General features: G+C 53.3%; 12 protein-coding genes and 1 pseudogene. 7 read left to right on the top strand and 6 right to left on the bottom strand.

Annotation, left to right across the window (positions count from 1 at the left end; genetic code table 11):
* Positions 1-260 precede the first annotated feature (260 nt).
* The 5 genes and pseudogenes from EYC98_RS00240 to glmS all read right to left on the bottom strand — a co-directional run.
* Positions 261-830: pseudogene (locus EYC98_RS00240) on the bottom strand (transposase zinc-binding domain-containing protein); the annotation flags it as partial.
* A 448-nt stretch (positions 831-1278) separates the two neighbouring features.
* On the bottom strand, positions 1279-2847 hold the full coding sequence (locus EYC98_RS00235; RefSeq protein WP_279243290.1) for an AMP-binding protein: 1569 nt from the start codon (positions 2845-2847) through the stop codon (positions 1279-1281).
* A gap of 2 nt (positions 2848-2849) precedes the next feature.
* Complete coding sequence (locus tag EYC98_RS00230; RefSeq protein WP_279243289.1) at positions 2850-4040, bottom strand: glutamate mutase L; 1191 nt, start codon at positions 4038-4040, stop codon at positions 2850-2852.
* On the bottom strand, positions 4037-5401 hold the full coding sequence (locus EYC98_RS00225; RefSeq protein ID WP_279243288.1) for a methylaspartate mutase: 1365 nt from the start codon (positions 5399-5401) through the stop codon (positions 4037-4039). The genes EYC98_RS00230 and EYC98_RS00225 overlap by 4 nt, the downstream gene beginning before the upstream one ends.
* Positions 5398-5811: a methylaspartate mutase subunit S gene (gene glmS / locus EYC98_RS00220; protein ID WP_279243287.1), complete on the bottom strand. Its 414-nt coding sequence runs from the start codon at positions 5809-5811 to the stop codon at positions 5398-5400. Before glmS ends, EYC98_RS00225 begins: the two co-directional genes overlap by 4 nt.
* Positions 5812-6080: 269 nt before the next feature.
* Here glmS and rraA point away from each other — a divergent pair, with 269 nt between their 5' ends.
* Positions 6081-6560: a ribonuclease E activity regulator RraA gene (gene rraA, locus EYC98_RS00215; protein WP_279243286.1), complete on the top strand. Its 480-nt coding sequence runs from the start codon at positions 6081-6083 to the stop codon at positions 6558-6560.
* A 4-nt stretch (positions 6561-6564) separates the two neighbouring features.
* Here rraA and EYC98_RS00210 read toward each other — a convergent pair whose 3' ends face one another.
* Complete coding sequence (locus EYC98_RS00210; protein WP_279243285.1) at positions 6565-7752, bottom strand: amino acid aminotransferase; 1188 nt, start codon at positions 7750-7752, stop codon at positions 6565-6567.
* Positions 7753-8016: 264 nt separating this feature from the next.
* Here EYC98_RS00210 and EYC98_RS00205 point away from each other — a divergent pair, with 264 nt between their 5' ends.
* The 6 genes from EYC98_RS00205 to EYC98_RS00180 all read left to right on the top strand — a co-directional run bounded on the left by EYC98_RS00205 (position 8017) and on the right by EYC98_RS00180 (position 17367).
* Complete coding sequence (locus EYC98_RS00205) at positions 8017-9450, top strand: long-chain-fatty-acid--protein ligase (RefSeq protein WP_279243284.1); 1434 nt, start codon at positions 8017-8019, stop codon at positions 9448-9450.
* The gene (locus EYC98_RS00200) at positions 9447-10910 is read left to right on the top strand and encodes an acyl-CoA reductase (RefSeq protein WP_279243283.1); all 1464 of its coding nucleotides are present in this window, start codon (positions 9447-9449) and stop codon (positions 10908-10910) included. The genes EYC98_RS00205 and EYC98_RS00200 overlap by 4 nt, the downstream gene beginning before the upstream one ends.
* A gap of 77 nt (positions 10911-10987) precedes the next feature.
* Positions 10988-11395 (top strand): hypothetical protein, encoded by a 408-nt coding sequence (locus tag EYC98_RS00195; RefSeq protein ID WP_279243282.1) that lies wholly within the window; start codon positions 10988-10990, stop codon positions 11393-11395.
* A gap of 192 nt (positions 11396-11587) precedes the next feature.
* Entirely contained in the window at positions 11588-12940 is a 1353-nt protein-coding gene (locus tag EYC98_RS00190; protein WP_279243281.1) for a TolC family protein, read from the top strand.
* Positions 12933-14210: an efflux RND transporter periplasmic adaptor subunit gene (locus tag EYC98_RS00185; RefSeq protein WP_279243280.1), complete on the top strand. Its 1278-nt coding sequence runs from the start codon at positions 12933-12935 to the stop codon at positions 14208-14210. The genes EYC98_RS00190 and EYC98_RS00185 overlap by 8 nt, the downstream gene beginning before the upstream one ends.
* Entirely contained in the window at positions 14203-17367 is a 3165-nt protein-coding gene (locus EYC98_RS00180; RefSeq protein WP_279243279.1) for an efflux RND transporter permease subunit, read from the top strand. The genes EYC98_RS00185 and EYC98_RS00180 overlap by 8 nt, the downstream gene beginning before the upstream one ends.
* Positions 17368-17420: the final 53 nt, after the last annotated feature.

Genomic DNA, 17420 nt, shown 5'->3' with positions numbered 1-17420 from the left:
AGTATAAGAAGTATTAATGGGGTGTCGAAAGTAACTGGTCGTCCAGAAAATAGTCTCGGATCCTGAAATGGTGGAAGACGACGCGCGTTAGCAGACTCGCGCAGTGCCTGCGGTGAGTACTCGCTTAGTTGGTCTTGTAAATCTTTTTCGCTCATCTTAGAAACCTGGCACGAACCGGTAGGGCGCTCCGGACGCTATACCAACGAATTCCTCAGTGGCGTCCCTGCTGATTGAATGCTGTTGACCTGGAATCCTTCCCAAAGGAACAGGACGTGAAAGTGAATATTCAGGTTCAAGGCGCTGCCAAAACGCTGGATCAGCGTGACCGCACCGGTGGCGCCATCTTTGAGTTGATACCCAGCCTTGTGTACCAGGTGGGTCGAAATCGCCCGATAAACGATTCCTAGGACTTTACCCATTGCCTGGTGATGAGCGGCGAATAGATACCTTAACGGAAAGGGAAAACTTATGACCCACTGACGAAGCGGTACATCGGGAAAAACTTCATCAGAGAGAAGGGTCGCTGTCTCGGCCATGCGGCGGGCTCCACAGCTGGGACAGAATCCACGCCTTTTACAGGAAAATGCCACGAGCCGCTCGAAATGGCACTTGTCACAGCGCACCCGAAGGAATCCATGTTCCAGGCGGCCGCACTTGAGGTAGTCTTCGAATTCCCGGCGGACATGTTCAGGCAAACACTTGCCTTGCTGCCCCAACTGCTCGATTAGGGTCGGGTTGTGTGCTTCAACGAGCTGGTAGAGCAGTGTCTGCTCGGGTCGGTGTCGCTCATAGTTGGCGTCACCAACGGCATCCTTGCCATCCGACAGCATACCGATCGCGCCTCCTTGCGCTGTCCGGGCTGTCTAAACAGTATAGATGAAGAACCAACCACTGAGCCTACGGTCATACACCCACCGACTTTATGTCTATGAGTCCATACCCATAGTCGGATGCTCTAAGCAGTTATAACTCTATGATTTATAATAAAATTTGGTGGGCCCAGAAGGGCTTGAACCTTCGGCCTACTGAGGCAACGCGAACTTACAGAAATAAATTATGGGGTCGTAAATTATGTGGTCGGAGGAAAGTGCCGGAGTAAATCTCGTCACTCGTCTAACGGGTGGGAGAGTCACTGGATATTTCCTCGAACTGCTGTCTGTATTTATCCGTATCCAGATATTAGTGATGATAAGGAAAATAAACCACATTTTCGGAAGAACGGTTATGTATGGTGATTGGTGATGTTCAACGTGGTGATCCTTTTATAGAACACCCGCGCTAGTCGGTCAGTTCACGTTTCAGTTCGTCCTTGTTGACCTGGTTCTTGTCGCTTTGCACCAGCGGCAGAGACTTCTTGTAGACCACCTTGCTGGGAATCATATAAGAGGCCAGATGCTTTTTAAGCTCAAACAGAATTTCCTGTTCAGTTATTTTGTGGCTGGCTGAGTAAACCAATACTATCTCTTCTTCTATGAGTTCATTATCGATAGAAAAAACCGCACACTGGTCGATCTGCGGAATGTTCTTGCGGACCACGGATTCTATTTCGTAGGGGGAGACCCTGAAGCCCCTGGTTTTAATCATGTCATCGTGTCGGGATACGAAGTAGAAATAACCCTCTTCATCCTTGTAGACATAATCACCTGAGGCGACAACGATTTCATCAGTCAACTGCCCCTCCAGGTTGACGATGTTCTTAAGAATGTCTACAGACTTGAAGCGCAGTTTGTTTTGTTCCGGTGCGTTCCAGAAGCCGCGATAGATATAGCCGCCGCGATGAATCAGTTCGCCGACTTCACGTACGGCACACTCGTCGCCGTCCTCATTGATAACATATAGCTCAACATCAGGTATTGCCTTGCCGATTGAGTCCGGTCGGATTTGTACCTGTGATGGATCGAGGTAGGTAGAGCGGAAGGCCTCTGTGAGCCCATGCATTGAGTAGAACTGGGCTTTTTGAAAAGTCTCTTTGCAGTCCTTGATCATCTTCGCGGTTACGTTGCCGCCGGATGAGGTAATGGTTTTAACGTTATCAAACAGTTCTGCGCTGGGCCTTCTCTTGGCGTCATCATCGAATATTTGCGACAAATTTATCGGCATCAGTGGTATTACCGTGACCTTGTCGTTGATAACGTGATTGAAGAAATCCTCGGGAAGAATAGGTCTGTGCAGAGCCAGGGTGGCTCTTTTATAAAGTGTGCAAAAAATCTGGTTGAGGCCATAATCCAGATTGAAAATAAGCAGACCTGAAATAATGTCGTCTTCTTCAAGCTGTAAGTACTGGGACACAACCCGGGCAGAGTCGATCAGGTTTCGATGCGATATAACAATGCCCTTGGGGGTTCCGGTCAGGCCGAAAGAGTAGGTGATTACTGCATTACTGTGGCCGCTTATGTCGCAGGTATAGGGTTTGTTGTAGTACTTGAAAATTTCTTCAAAGGAAGGCACACCTTTGCCGGCAGCTTCGTATGAGATTACGTGGCCGTCAAAATCAATTTCCTCGATGCTCTCAAGCTTGATCTTGTCAGTGATAATGCATTTGATGTCACAGTCGTTAATGATGTATTCGACTTGCTCGGGTTTTAGCAGCCTGGTCAGCGGCACCAGGATATAGTCTGTAGACAAAATTCCCAGCAGGGCGACTACCTGCTCGATACTCTTGTTGGAATAGACTCCGATACGTGAGTTTTTCGGCAGGCCCAGTTCAGTCAGGTATAAGGCCACCTGATTCACTTTTTCAAAAAGCTGCGCATAAGTCAGGCTTTGTGCGTTATAAATCAAGGCGGGTTTATCACGGTGACTTTTCTCGGCGTCTTCCAGCAGAGTCCGTATACAATTTATCGACATGGCTATTCCCCCATTGCCCCCAGAGTCCAGATATCATAGTTAGTATCCAGGATGGCTACTGGATTGTGATCTGAGGTCAGAATTTTTTTGTAGAAAAACGCAATGATCACTTCAATTTCTTCTATTGTTAACACCTTGGTAATACCCCCGGTTAACATAATCGAGTTGATCGCTAGTAGTTTGAGATTGATGTAGCTTTTTTGGTAGTGCGACATCTTGCAGAGCACCAGGAATATGGCGAGTTGCATCAATATCTTCGTCGCCTTCTCACTCTGTTCAACCAGTATGTTTTCGGTGACTTTCAAGTGCATCAGCAGTTCGTAGACAAATTCATTGTTCTGCGCCGCAAGAATCAACGACTGCCTTGATTTGTAGACACCCAGCCGCTTGAAGACCAGCCTGTCGTACTCATTCTCTGTTACCATGTTGTCATCAACCAGGTCTTTGGAATAGTGAATATCGGTCGTGGCACCACCAATATCGAGAAGGATAAAGGGATCAGCGACGGAATAGCGGGCATTGATCAGCGGTAGTGCCCGGTTGACGATATAGGGTGTTGCAAATATCTGATTGCTGGTGATGTCGTACAGATTCTTGATGTCTTCCTTGCCCTCAATGTCCTGCTGGTAAAGATTGGTTAGATATTCCTTGAGGTGTTCCTCCACTATATGCAGCTTCTCGTCGACTATAGTAGGCAGTATGGCCACATTTTCGATATTGTCCCGTATCTGCGGAGCATCCTGGCTACTACCGACAAAAACGATGTTGGAGCAGTTGAGCTGACCCAGATAGTGATAGAGGGGCTGGGCAAATAAGTTGGCGTGGGTGTCAACGCCGCCAACGATAATCACCACATCAATAAGATCGCTGGGCAGTGAATGCTCTTCTATGTCCTGATACAGAATAGTGTCGATGATGTTGATGCCGGAGTTGAAGGCAATATTGGTTGCATACTTCAGCGAGAAAGAATTGGTAACACCAATGATCAGGGTGCTTAAACCGCCATTGGCGGAGGAGCAAATATACACATCACTCTTGTCATAGACACTGATGACATCGCCGCAGCGGTCCATCAAATCGTCCAGTATGTCCTTGCTGAAATCCCGGAAGTACTGTTCGATGGTGTCGGGTGTAGACACTTTGAAATAGGTGCTGCCGACGTCAATCAGCAGCTTGTCACCGGTATGACTCATTGCATAATCCCTATATCGTGAATGATGTCATTGACGATACCGGTGGTATCTTTGCTCAAGTCACATTGGGCTCTTTCATAGGCGTAGCACCGATCTGGAATTGGCACGTTCCCTCTTTCAATAATACGGATGTTTTTGCTGTCATCCCTGATGGTTATCATTTCATTGCGGTTGATAATATGGGGCGAAAACGGTACGTCGATAATGCCACTTTTTATGCAGTTGAAGACTTTGCGCCACAGGGTGTCGGCCGGGTCGTTAAAGACCGCCTCCATAATGGCGTTAACCTCCAGGGTCAGTATTTCTTCTTCTTCTTCGTCAACGACGTTTGGCAGCCCATTGAGAATTCTCAGGCAGTACTGGGTATCGGCAACCGTTTTTGCATTGGCCTCTTTGGTCGGGATGCCAGTGGCCTCTTCCCGAGTTTTGGTGATAATTTTGTCTGCGCCTACCATCGATGCTATGACGGTAGAGAGGTTGATCAGTTGTTCGGCAAAATCCTTGTTGGTGGGGAAAGCCCCCATCCACTGGTGATAAACCAGGTGGATGCTGGCATCGGCGCAGTCAATTTGCGCAGCGTAATCTTTGGCCAGTTTTTTCAGGACCGTGCCGGTGACAATATCCTGGGTCATTGAGCCCTGTTGTGAAAAAGAAACAGAGAACGATTTAACCCCTTCCTCCAGCGAAAGAAGCATCTCCAATAGCTGGATGACGATGGTGATGGACGGTGGCACCAGAGTCGCCGTCAGCGGGCCAAAGGATTCGCGGTTTATCGGTTCATTGAGTTCGGAGTAATTGGCGCACACCCGCTCAACGTATTTCCAGTACAGAAAGGCCTTGTCCAGTGGGAAGTTCTTTGAATAGGGTAAAAGGTAGGTAATAGGCCCGCCCTCTATTTCGAAGATGCCGGAGGCGATAGCCGTCTCGATCAGCAATCGGGCGTCGGGGGTGCCGTGCCGTAAACTTACTGGCTTGTTAAAATGGGTGATCATGCCGCGGGTTGTTCGATAGCCATGGCTTATCAAGGGATAGCCGTTGAGCATGTCCATGTCATTCTCTTCGCTCAGGCGAAGCATTTTTTTTGCTGTTGCGTAGTCATTCAGCCGGGTATTGGAATCAATCGTAAGCGGCAGCACGTCGACATTGGCATCCACGAAAAACTCGTACAGTGCGTACTGCTGTTTATATGTGGGAAAGCCTCCTCTGGGCTGAACCAGCATCTTGCCCTTTTTCTTGAAGTGATGAGAAATAAACAGCTCTTTGCTGGCATTGGTGACGAATTCTGTTACCTCTGCAAAATCAAAGGTGTCAACATACTCATTACCAAGGATTATTTCCCGTTCTTCCTGCAGCAAGCTCATGTGATGTTTCTCTCTTTCAATAGTGCTTGCAGCAAATCAAGCCCGGTATTCAGATCGACCTGGTGACACACCAGATCAAAGCCATAGTTTTCGTAGCGGGCGACGATTTCCTCGGAGTTCCCGCTTCCCACTACAAGGTTGCCGCCAATCATCATGATAAGGTCATCAATGGTCTTATACCTCGCCTTCAGCAGCTTGACCTCCCGACCCCAGCCCTCGGCTTCACCATTGAGGGAAGAAATCATCAGCACCTCTGCGCCAGTTTCTACAACTGCATCGAAAAACTCCTCCAGGTGCGTGTTTACCCCCAGATTGAACACGTCATACCCTCTGGCCCGCAGCGAGAGATCGATGAGCCGATTGGCGACCACGTGGATGTCGTTACCCACTACGCCTGTTACTACCTTCATATGTATTGCGCCTGATAAATGGTGTACGCCTTCCATGGGCGTGTGTGCCGCGCCAAATTATGCAGAAGTCTCTTGGCCGGCCTGTTCATGTGCCTGCAACAATCGCAGTTTAGGTCGAGATGCTCCGGGTGTCGCGCCGGAATCTTCTGGATTTGATCACGATGGTGCTGTCTGGTGTGCTGATAAATGCAATGATATCAAAAGTTTATGTAAAAACGATGCCCCAGTGCTAAAATTCCGGCGCAAATATTCATGGGTGGGGGAAAAGCATGGCCAATTTTACGGCGGATTTCTGTGATGAGTATAGTGACAGAGTAAGTGTTCTGGGACCGGGCTTTAGCCATTATGGCGGTACCGGCATATGCCAGGGTGAAATCGTCACCATCAAACTGGACAGAAACAACGCCGATCTTGTTGCATTACTCAGAGACGTCGATGGCGAGGGCAAAGTGGTCGTGGTTGACGTGGCTGAAGCCTATTATGCGGTTGTCGGCGAGAACCTGATGAAATTTGCGCATAGGAACAACTATGCGGGAATTATTGTTAACGGCTACATACGAGACACCTACCAGATCAAGGACATTCCGGTGGTGTTGTACGCTCTGGGAACCTGCCCGCGGAAATATATTCCGGTTACCAGCGGCGAACTCAATATCCCGCTATCTTTTGGCGGTGTAGATTTTCGCGGCGGCGATTACCTGTATGCTGACACGGATGGGGTCATCGTCAGCGCCGCGAAAATACTTTAGGCCATCAAAGCACTTTGGCAATCGACTGCGCCAGATAATCGACATTACCAGGTGCAATGGCAGCCAGGCTGATACGGCTTGAATTAACCATATAGATACCGAATTCATCCTGTAGGCGCTGAACCTGCTCTTTGCTTATACCGAGGAAGGAAAACATGCCTTGTTGCGCCGTGATGAAACTGAAATCACGGGTTACGCCATTAGCCACCAGTGTATCCACCAGTAGTTGACGCATACTTCCGATACGGTCGCGCATCTCCTTGAGTTCTATATGCCACTGGCTGGTAAGTTCTGCAGAACTCAATATCGTTTCCACGATGGCCGCGCCGTGTGCCGGTGGCATGGAATAATTGACCCGCACCACTGGTAATAGCGCCGAGCTAATAATATCGGCTGACGCGGCACTTGCTCCAATAACTGAGCAGGCGCCGATGCGCTCGCGGTATAGACCAAAATTCTTTGAACAGGAGCTACACAGGATCATCTCCTCTACCGTGTCTGCCATTAATCTCAGGCCATAGGCATCCTCGTCGAGGCCGCTGGCAAAGCCCTGGTAGGCCATGTCAATAACGGGCAAAAAGCCGATATCCCGAGCCAGCTCTGCCAATTGCTGCCACTGCTCCTGGTCTAAATCCATGCCGCTGGGGTTATGGCAGCAGGCATGCAGCAGCACTGCATCGCCCGCCGGTACCTGCTTCAGCGCAGTGAGCATGCCGGTAAAATCGAGGCACTTGTTTTCATAATCATAGTAGGGGTAGGTCTTTACCTGCAGCCCTGCGGCGCTGAACACGCCCTGATGGTTGGCCCAGGTCGGATTGCTCACCCAGATAGAGGCTGCGGGGTTACAGCTGCGGATAAACTCCCCTGCAATACGCAGAGCGCCAGTACCGCCCGGGGCGGAGATCGTGCGCACGCGATTCTCGCGAACAACCTTGTGATCGCCAAAATTCAACGCCGTGATTTTCTCATTGAACAAGGCTGACCCCGCCGAATTAATGTAGGCCTTGCTGGTCTCGTTTTCAAAGCGGTGCTTCTCAGCGGCTTTCACACAGGCCAATACAGGTGTGTGCCCGGCCTCGTCTTTGTAGATGCCGGCGCCAAGGTCGATTTTGTTGGGATTAGTGTCGGCCTTGAATTTCACCGAAAGTCCCAAAATCGGGTCGGCTGGTCGTGGTTCTAACTCTGAAAACATAGCAATAAATACCTCTAAACAATCCTGGTGTGGCTTCAGGCCTGCGGCGACTCAAGATTCTACCGGTGGGACTATAGTTCGCGCATTCTAAGCGAAATCGCCGTGTAAGCGGAATCGTAAAATGGGGTCAGTGTAACTTTAATCAGATGGATTAAATGCTGGCCAACTGAAATACAGGGTATGTTTTGAGGCGCCAAGGTCTCTGGTATTTACCGGAGGCGCGGATTACTCTGATATCAGGCTATAAAAATAACGGAGGCCTTGATGATGTCAGATCAACTTGAAGCTCGCGCCAGGCAGCTGATGGACGACCCCATTGCGCTGTTTAACCAATCCATTACCCAAATGCATATGATAGATCGGACCGAGCTGGAGGCGATGCAGCGCAGCGCCATGGCGACCCGCTTTCAGGAGCATTATGAGTCGGTCGAAGTATTGCGCACTCTCGCCGATCGCCTGGGTGTGAGCGAGTTGCGAGAATTCAACGATGTCGTGCCGCTGTTCTTTCCGCACACTGCGTTCAAGTCCTATCCGGCGGCACTGCTCGATAAAAAGCGTTTTGACCTGATGACCAAATGGCTGGACAAGCAGACCAGCTACGACCTCTCGCAGCTGGATGTCTCCGACTGCGGCAGCGTGGACGAGTGGATCGATAGACTCGATGCGGAAACGCCGCTGGAGGTAATCACCTCCTCGGGTACTACCGGCACCATCTCGCTGATCCCCAAATCCAAACGCGGTGCACGCTACAACATGCAGCTGTGGAAAATGTTCCTGTTTCAGAATTTTGGCGAGGAGCCCACCGCGAAGCAGCTCAACCCCGTCGTCGATGTAATCTGGCCCAATCACTACAAAGGTAAGCTTGGCCACCTTCGTGTAGGGCAAATGATCAAGACCGAATTCACCGGCGGCGATGAGAGCCGCTTTCATGCACTGTATAACGACCCTATTGATACCGACCTGATGTTTTTGGCCAGCAAGCTGCGTGCGGCCGCCTCCCGCGGTGAACTGGATCGACTGGAAATCGACCCGAAACTGTTGGCCCGCAAGGATGAGTTTGAAGCCATGCAGGCGCGGCGGCCGGCAGAAATGGCGGCTTTCTTCGACACCATTACCCGACAGCTGGCGGGTAAAAAAATATTCATGACCAGCGCCTACCCACTGATGTATGACATGGCGCGCAATGGTTTAGAGCAGGGTTTCAAAGCCGGCTTTGCCCCGGATTCTGCCATCCTGACCGGTGGCGGCACCAAGGGCTTTGAGCTGCCCGATAACTTTATGGAAGTGATCAAGGATTTCCTGGGTGTGGATACTATTCAGGAGGGTTATGGCATGTCAGAGATCAGCGCCTTTCATTGGGCCTGTGAGAAGGGCCATTACCATGTGCAGCCCTGGATTATTCCGTTCCTGCTGGACCCGGAGACCTCAGAACCCTTGCCCCGCGAAGGCGTGGTAACCGGACGTGCCGCTTTCTATGATGTTTTCAACGAGAGTCACTGGGGGGGAATCATCTCTGGCGATGAAATTACCATCGACTGGAGTACGCCCTGTGAGTGTGGGCTCAACAGTGTTCACATCCATCACGATATTATGCGCTACAGCGAGAAGGAAGGTATTGAAGACGACCGCATCAGTTGTTCGGCTACCCAGCAGGTACAAAACGAGGCTATCGAGTTCATGAAAGAGTTCGAGGTATGAGCAACGACCAGGCCGACTTTAGCGTGCCGCTGTTTATTCGCGGCCAGCTGATTGAAGACAACTGGGTTGAATTTGGCGGTCGTGGTGGCAGTGCCACCTTTCGGGCGCCGGATATACATCAGTATGCAGAGCAGTTGCCACTGCGCAATCCGGGTGACATGGCCGATCTGTACCAGGTGTCCTTTGAGGAAATTCTCGATGTGCTGGAGCAGTTGGGGCAGGCACTGGATTTTGAGACTAACGCTCATGTACAAGAAGCGTTTGCGGCTGGACTGGCGGCGTCAAACTATCCCGCTGCTATGCTCAAGGCCAGCTATGTGATGTTGCCGTCGGCGTTCAGTCGCGATGCAGTCAGGGAAATTGCCGAGCAGCGGATTGGTATTGATTATCTGGAAGGCTGGGTTGAACAGACGCTGCATGATGGCAGGCAGCTACGCATTCGCGCCATGGGCGCACGCGCGCTGCATATTCCTGCGGGGAATGGCGGCCTGGTCAGTGCGGTGACGATTATTCGCAATGTGATTACCCGTAGTGACGCCATCATCAAAGCGCCCAGCAATGACCCGCTGACGGCCATGGCCATTGTGCGCACGCTGCATGATATTGCCCCAGACCATCCCATCACCCGGCACCTGACTGTGGCTTACTGGAAAGGCGGTGATACGCAGCTGGAAAGTACGTTGTATCGTCCTGAGCATATCGAAAAAATTGTGGCCTGGGGTGGCTTCGCTTCGGTCAAGCACATCACCCAGTTTATTCAGCCGGGTCTGGAGTTGATCTCACTGGACCCAAAGCGCAGCACGACTATCATTGGCGCTGAAGCATTTGCCAGTGAGGCGACCCTGCACGAAGTCGCTGCTCGCGCCGCCTGTGATATCGGGGTAGCCAATCAAGAGGCCTGCGCCAGCGCGCGCGTGATTTACGTACTCAGCGGCACCGATGCTGCCGGTATCGACAATATTAACCGCTTGGGTGAATTGATCTACGCCAAGCTAATGGCGATGCCGGACTACATCTCGACCAAGCCAAAGACCTTTGATCGTGAACTGGCGGAGTACATGGACGCTACCCGCTTGGACGATACCTTCTATCGTATTATCGGCGGCGAGGATCTCGAAGGTGCAGTCATCGTGTCGCAGTTTGATGAGCCGGTAGACTATTCACCCATGCTCTCGGGACGGGTCGCAAATCTAGTCCCAGTAGATTCCATTGACGCAGTCACCCGCGCGGTTAACGCCTACACGCAGACCGTAGGAATTTACCCGGATAGCTTGAAGGAAGAACTACGCGATCTGCTGCCGCTGTATGGCGCCCAGCGTTTGACGTCGCTGGGCTATGCCTGCTCACCCTCTGTCGCTATGCCACAGGACGCGATTGAGCCACTGCGGCGTATGTGCAAGTGGATAGTCGAGGAAACCTGTGCGCCGGATAAAGTGTTTCCGGTGTGGGAAGCGCAGTAGCTCTGTCACAAGTCTGAGCCTGGCCGCTTGCCAGAATTACTGGATCTATGCTTTTATGGGTATGAGAGGTAAAGGTTATGATTCGCGTGTTAGGCATGTCGTTGCTGATTCTGGGGTTGGTTTTTCAGTCCCTGGCGTATGCTATGCCTGATTTTGCAGCGGATATCGATTCCTCTTCGCTTCCCACAACAGCAGATACGGCGATTTCCAGCGCTCATCACGCCGCTATGGCTGCCGATCAGGACTCTACAGCACCGTGTCATGAACCTGTGGCTGAGCTTGAGGCGCCTGGGCATTGCGCAGATTGTGAGGGTGATTGTGCCAATGGTGCCTGCGCCTCCGCATGCTCTCTGGGCGCGGCGGCAATCCTGGGCCAGCCAGCGCTTATTCCCCACCGCACCGCAGCTGCGCCGCTAGTAGCTGCTATTGAAGGCTCTCGGCACGCTGTTGCTGCGCGTATTTTTCACCCTCCCAAACACGCTTAACCCCCCCTGGCTCAGGTGTAATAACGCCTGAGCGTTCGAAGTCAGACCGGTTGCCCTGGTAGCCGGTTATTGTCACCTCGTTCCGATGTCCAGCTTGTCCCTGCGGACTGTAGCCATGACCTGTGATGGGTCATAAACACAGGCACACGTCGGCCCGGAACCTACTGCCAACCAGGCAGAGTGAGGCGTGTAGTGAATAAGATTATGACGTTGGTCCGGCGCTGCTGTGTCAGTTCAGACCATAGATATCAGTATCGTCTGTTGGCGTTTGTCTCCATAGCATTTTGCCTTGGCAGCGCCACTACCGGTGCTACTGCGCAAGGCGCTACCGGGCTGCTGACAGAGCAGACGGCGGTCGAGCAGGCACTGGCAGACAACCCGAGTCTTATGGCAATGCAGTTGCGCTATGAGGCCCTGCTTGCGGTGCCCAGTCAGGTTGGTGCGCTACCTGACCCGATGCTGAATCTGAATGCCATGAATTTTCCCACCGATAGCTGGGACCGTGATCAAGAGGCGATGACGCAGCTGCAGGTTGGTATCAGTCAGGTGTTTCCGTTTCCGGGCAAGCGTGGACTGCATGAAGAAGCTGCAGCCTTTGATGCCATGGCCGCCGGGCATTCGGTGGATGAAATGCGCATACAGCTGGTGCAGAACGTCAAAGCCAGGTGGTGGCAGGTGTACTACCTGGATCGCGCACTCGATACGCTGAACAAGAACCAGACCCTGCTGCGCCAGTTTATTGCGGTCGCCAAAACCAAGTACGAAACCGGTAAGGGCCTGCAGCAGGATATCTTGCTGGCGCAACTGGAGCTGTCCAGGCTTATGGATCAGGGCATACAGCTGGAGGCCCTGCGCCAGCACCAGGCCATAGCCCTCAATACCCTGCTCGACAGGCCGGCAGCCGAACGCTTTGATATTCCGGTAAAAGTTCCACTGAGCATGCCCGCGTTGCGAGATGAAATGGCACTGTATGAGGCTGCGGAGATGTACCGGCCCACCCTTAAACAGCGCGCGACCCATATCGAGGCGGCGCGATCGAGACTGGAGCTGGCAGAGAAAGATCGCTACCCGGACTTACGCCTTGGCGTTGTCTACGGTGCCAGGGACGGTGACAACCCGGCCTCGGTGGGCGGGTCACGGGCGGACCTTTTTTCAGTGATGCTGGGCGCACAGATTCCGCTCTACAGCGGCAGTAAGCAATCGAAAGCTGTTTCCCAACGCACCACTGAACTGGCGCGGAGCCGCTATCAGTTGATTGACGAGAAGGGGGCAGTGCGGGCGGCCATTTCGGCATCGGTAACCGACTACCGCAGATCGCGACGGCAATTTGAATTGTTTGCCACAGGCATTATTCCGCAGGCACAACTAACCGTGCAATCAATGTTGGCAGCCTATCAGGTCAGCGAAGTCGATTTTCTGAATCTGCTGCGCAGTCAGATGACGCTGTTTAATTACGAACTTCAATACTGGAAGGCTCTGAGTGAAGCGAGACAGGCGCTGGCGCGTCTGGAAGCTGCGGTAGGGCAGGGTGATCTTTATGAGTAAGGCAAGTCTTATAACGGGCGCCTTGATGCTGGCTATCGGTCTGGCAGGGGGCTACTGGTTCGCGCAGCAAAAGGCCGAGCCGCTGTCAGCGGTGCCGGAGCAGGCCGAGCCGCTGTTCTATCGTAATCCGATGAACCCGGCGGTGACATCACCCACACCGATGCAGGATTCTATGGGTATGGACTATGTGCCGGTGTATGCAGAGACAGATATCAGGGAGGTCGCGGGTACGGTGAGCATTGACCCGGTGGTGGTACAGAACATTGGGGTACGTACTGCTATCGCTATGACGGAGTCTATCAGTCGCACGGTGCGCACCGTGGGGCGGGTGGAATTCAGCGAAGAGCGCATGACGAGGCTGCACCTGAAAGTACAGGGCTGGATCGAGGCAATGCGAGTAGACAAGACCGGTGAGTCCGTTGCAAAGGACGACATTTTGCTGAGCATCTATTCACCCATACTGGTGGCCACGCAAGAGGAGTATTTGCTGGCACTTAACAACCTGGCGGCGCTGCAGGATAGCGCGTTTGCAGAGATTCGCGAGGGCGCCAGAGAGTTGGTGCGTAGCTCCCGCGAGCGCCTGCAGTTTCTGGATGTGCCAGAGCATCAAATTCTCGAGCTGGAGCAGTCCCACGCGATAAAAAAACAACTGCATGTGCACTCGCCCGCGGCTGGCACAGTGCTGCACATTGGCGCCAGACCGGGCCAGTATGTGACACCCCAGACAGAAATTTATATGCTGGCTGACCTGCATCAGGTGTGGGTCCTGGCTGATATTTATGAAAACGAAATTCCCTGGGTCAAGGTTGGCGATAGCGTCGAGATGACGCTTGCCTCGGTACCGGGTAAAACCTTTGTTGGTGAGCTTTCCTATATTTACCCCTACGCGGAGGAAAAAACCCGGACCACCAAAGTGCGGCTCATCTTTGATAATGAGGATTTGTTACTGCGTCCCGATATGTTCGCCGCTATCGCAATTTTTTCAGATGCCCGCAGTAACGCCTTGGTTGTGCCAGCCGAAGCAGTGGTGCGTTCTGGTGTAAGGCCGCTGATTTTTGTCGTCAGGGAGCCGGGTAAGTTTGAGCCGCGCAGCGTCGTGCTGGGAATTGAGTCCAATGGTCGGGTAGAGGTTATCGAAGGCCTAAGCGCCGGCGAGGAAGTCGTTACCTCGGCCCAGTTCCTGCTGGACTCGGAGTCAAAGCTGCGCGAGGCCACGGCGAAGATGATGGGCTCCATGCAAGACGGCGATGGTGGCCACAATCATGATTAGGGCCATTATCAATGCCTCATTGCGCGAGCGTTTTATGGTGCTTGTGGCCGCCATTATTATCGGGCTAGCGGGCCTTTATGCTCTTAGGAGCGTGCCGCTGGACGCCATACCTGACCTGTCCGATGTGCAGGTGATTATCTTTACCCGCTACCCGGGCCAGGCACCACAAGTGGTGGAGGACCAGGTCACCTATCCACTGACGACTGCTATGTTGGCCCTGCCGCATACGCAGGTGGTGCGCGGGTACTCCTTCTTTGGGCTCTCATTCGTGTACATTATTTTTGAGGACCATACCGATATGTACTGGGCGCGCTCGCGCGTGCTGGAGTCGCTCAACTACGTCAGTGGACGCCTGCCTGCCGGGGTTACGCCCGCCCTGGGACCCGATGCAACCGGCGTCGGCTGGATCTATGAATATGCCCTGGTGGATAAAAGCGGTCAGCATGATCTTGCCGAGCTGCGCTCTTTACAGGACTGGTATTTACGCTATCCCCTGCAGACCGTTAAGGGGGTTGCCGAAGTCGCCTCGGTCGGGGGCTTCGTCAAGCAGTATCAGGTAGAGGTCGACCCCAATGCGCTGCTGCGCTACGGCATTCCTCTGGGCAAGGTTAAAACCGCGATACAAATGTCCAATAAAGACGTGGGCGGTCGCCTGATTGAAATGGCAGAGACCGAGTATATGGTCAGGGGTCGTGGGTATATCCGTTCCATAGCTGACCTGAAAAGTATTCCTGTGGCAGTTGATGCGCAGGGGACTCCGGTGCGGCTGCAGGATGTGGCGAGCGTCCAGCTGGGTCCGGAGCTGCGCCGTGGCCTGGTGGAGCTCAATGGTGAGGGTGAAGTGGCCGGCGGCGTCATTGTCATGCGCTACGGTGAAAACGCGTTGGCGACGATCAAGGGCGTCCGCGCGAAACTGGAGGAGTTGAAGGCCGGTCTGCCTGCAGGCGTGGAAATTGTGCCAGTGTATGACCGTGGTGATCTCATTGAGCGTGCGGTTAACAGCCTGACAACCTCACTGCTGCAGGAGCTGGCTATAGTCAGCCTGGTGGTTATTCTGTTTTTGCTGCACGCACGTTCTGCGTTCGTGGTCATTGTCACGCTGCCACTGGGCATACTGATGGCATTCATTGTTATGCGGGTGCAGGGACTGAACGCCAACATCATGTCCCTGGGTGGAATTGCTATTACGATCGGGGCCATGGTCGATGGCGCCATTGTTATGGTCGAGAATGGCCACCGCCGCCTGGCGTTGGCGCGTGAGCAGAAGGGTGTTGAGCTGACCAGCGCTGAGCGCTGGCACACTATTGGCGAAGCCTGTCGTGAAGTGGGGCCGGCACTGTTCTTCTCGCTGCTGATCATCACCGTATCGTTTGTGCCTATATTTACCATGCAGGCCCAGGAGGGGCGGCTGTTCAGTCCGCTGGCCTTTACCGCCACTTATGCCATGGCGGCCTCGGCAATTCTTGCGGTCACCCTGATTCCGGTGTTGATGGGTTATTTACTGCGCGGCAAGATCGTTGCGGAGCGCGCCAATCCCCTGAATCGTGCCCTGCACGGCGTGCACCGGCCGCTGCTGGGAGCTGCCATGCGCTGGCGACGCTTGACCGTTTTTTGCGCGCTGGTAGTACTGGCGTTGACCTACTATCCCTATTCCAGGCTGGGGAGTGAGTTTATGCCGCCGCTGGATGAGGGCGATATACTGTATATGCCCACCACGTTCCCGGGGCTCTCGATTACCAAGGCGAGGGAGCTACTGCAACAAACCGACAAGATCCTGGCCACCTTTCCCGAGGTGCATCAGGTATTTGGCAAGGCCGGTCGGGCCGAGACGGCCACTGACTCCGCGCCGCTGTCGATGTTCGAGACCACCGTGCGCCTGAAACCCAGGGCTGAGTGGCCGGACCCGGGTAAAACCACGCGTGAATTAATGAATGAGATGGACCAGGCCATTCAATTTCCAGGACTTGCCAATACCTGGACAATGCCGATAAAAACCCGCATTGATATGCTGTCGACGGGCATCAAAACCCCGGTAGGAATCAAGGTATCGGGGCCCGACCTGAACGTGTTGCAGGAACTATCGCAGGACATAGAGCAGGTACTGCAAACCCTACCCGAAACCACGTCGGCGTTTGGTGATCGCACGGTGGGCGGTTACTACCTCGACTTCGACATTCAGCGTGACAACGCTGCCCGCTATGGCCTGACCATCGGTGCCGTGCAGGATGTTATCCAGACCGCCATAGGCGGCATGAATATCACCGAGACAGTAGAGGGTCTGGAGCGCTATCCGGTTAATCTGCGCTACCCGCGTGAATTACGTGACAATCTGGAGTCGCTCCAGCGAGTGCTGATAGCAACGCCTACCGGAGCGCAAATCCCGTTGGCGATGGTCTCTGATATTACTTATCGCCGTGGTCCTGCGGTTATTAAAAGTGAAGATGCGCGGCCCAATGCCTGGATAACCGTTGATATTTCAAGCTCGGATATCGGCGGTTATGTCGCCAAAGCCAGCGAGCTCGTCAGGCAGCAAGTTGATATACCCCCCGGGTATACGCTGGTCTGGTCCGGCCAGTTTGAGTATATGGAGCGCGCCGCAAAACGTCTGTCGATTGTAGTCCCGGCCACGCTGTTTATGGTTTTCTTGCTGCTCTACTTTAATTTCAGAAATATCACAGAGCCGTTGCTGGTGATGCTCTCGATACCGTTTGGGCTGATCGGCGGTATCTGGCTGGTTGCCATCAATGACTACAATCTGTCGGTGGCGGTAGGGGTTGGGTTCATCGCCTTGGCGGGGATGGCGGCAGAGATTGGGGTGCTGGTGCTGAGTTTTATAGATGCAGAGGTAGCCAGGTGCCGACGAACCAGCGTCAGGCGCCTGACCCCGGATGAGGTGTGTGCCGCGGTGTTGGCGGGGACATCCACACGGGTGCGGCCGGTGGCGATGACGGCGCTATCCACAATGGCGGGACTAATCCCCATCATGCTGGGCAGTGGCACTGGGTCCGACGTCACCCACCGTATCGCCGCGCCCATGCTGGGCGGAATGCTCACGGTCACCCTACTGAATCTGCTGGTATTACCGGTTATCTATAGCTTCGTGCTGCAGTATCAGGAGCAGCGCCGCGTGCTTGCCCAGACGGGAGATGAGAGTTGATGGCGCATCATGTGAACCTCGGCGCACGCTGCTGCGTACAGTTCAGTAAGATA

Source organism: Candidatus Litorirhabdus singularis (assembly GCF_026262625.1).
Lineage (GTDB): Bacteria > Pseudomonadota > Gammaproteobacteria > Pseudomonadales > Halieaceae > Litorirhabdus > Litorirhabdus singularis.
The sequence above is the reverse complement of the archived record's forward strand: the minus strand, read 5'-3'. Positions and strand labels throughout refer to the sequence as shown.

Coding starts and splice junctions, on each gene's coding strand:
- EYC98_RS00235 (WP_279243290.1), bottom strand. CDS start 2,847: ATGTCGATAAATTGTATACGGACTCTGCTGGAAGACGCCGAGAAAAGT.
- EYC98_RS00230 (WP_279243289.1), bottom strand. CDS start 4,040: ATGAGTCATACCGGTGACAAGCTGCTGATTGACGTCGGCAGCACCTAT.
- EYC98_RS00225 (WP_279243288.1), bottom strand. CDS start 5,401: ATGAGCTTGCTGCAGGAAGAACGGGAAATAATCCTTGGTAATGAGTAT.
- glmS (WP_279243287.1), bottom strand. CDS start 5,811: ATGAAGGTAGTAACAGGCGTAGTGGGTAACGACATCCACGTGGTCGCC.
- rraA (WP_279243286.1), top strand. CDS start 6,081: ATGGCCAATTTTACGGCGGATTTCTGTGATGAGTATAGTGACAGAGTA.
- EYC98_RS00210 (WP_279243285.1), bottom strand. CDS start 7,752: ATGTTTTCAGAGTTAGAACCACGACCAGCCGACCCGATTTTGGGACTT.
- EYC98_RS00205 (WP_279243284.1), top strand. CDS start 8,017: ATGATGTCAGATCAACTTGAAGCTCGCGCCAGGCAGCTGATGGACGAC.
- EYC98_RS00200 (WP_279243283.1), top strand. CDS start 9,447: ATGAGCAACGACCAGGCCGACTTTAGCGTGCCGCTGTTTATTCGCGGC.
- EYC98_RS00195 (WP_279243282.1), top strand. CDS start 10,988: ATGATTCGCGTGTTAGGCATGTCGTTGCTGATTCTGGGGTTGGTTTTT.
- EYC98_RS00185 (WP_279243280.1), top strand. CDS start 12,933: ATGAGTAAGGCAAGTCTTATAACGGGCGCCTTGATGCTGGCTATCGGT.
- EYC98_RS00180 (WP_279243279.1), top strand. CDS start 14,203: ATGATTAGGGCCATTATCAATGCCTCATTGCGCGAGCGTTTTATGGTG.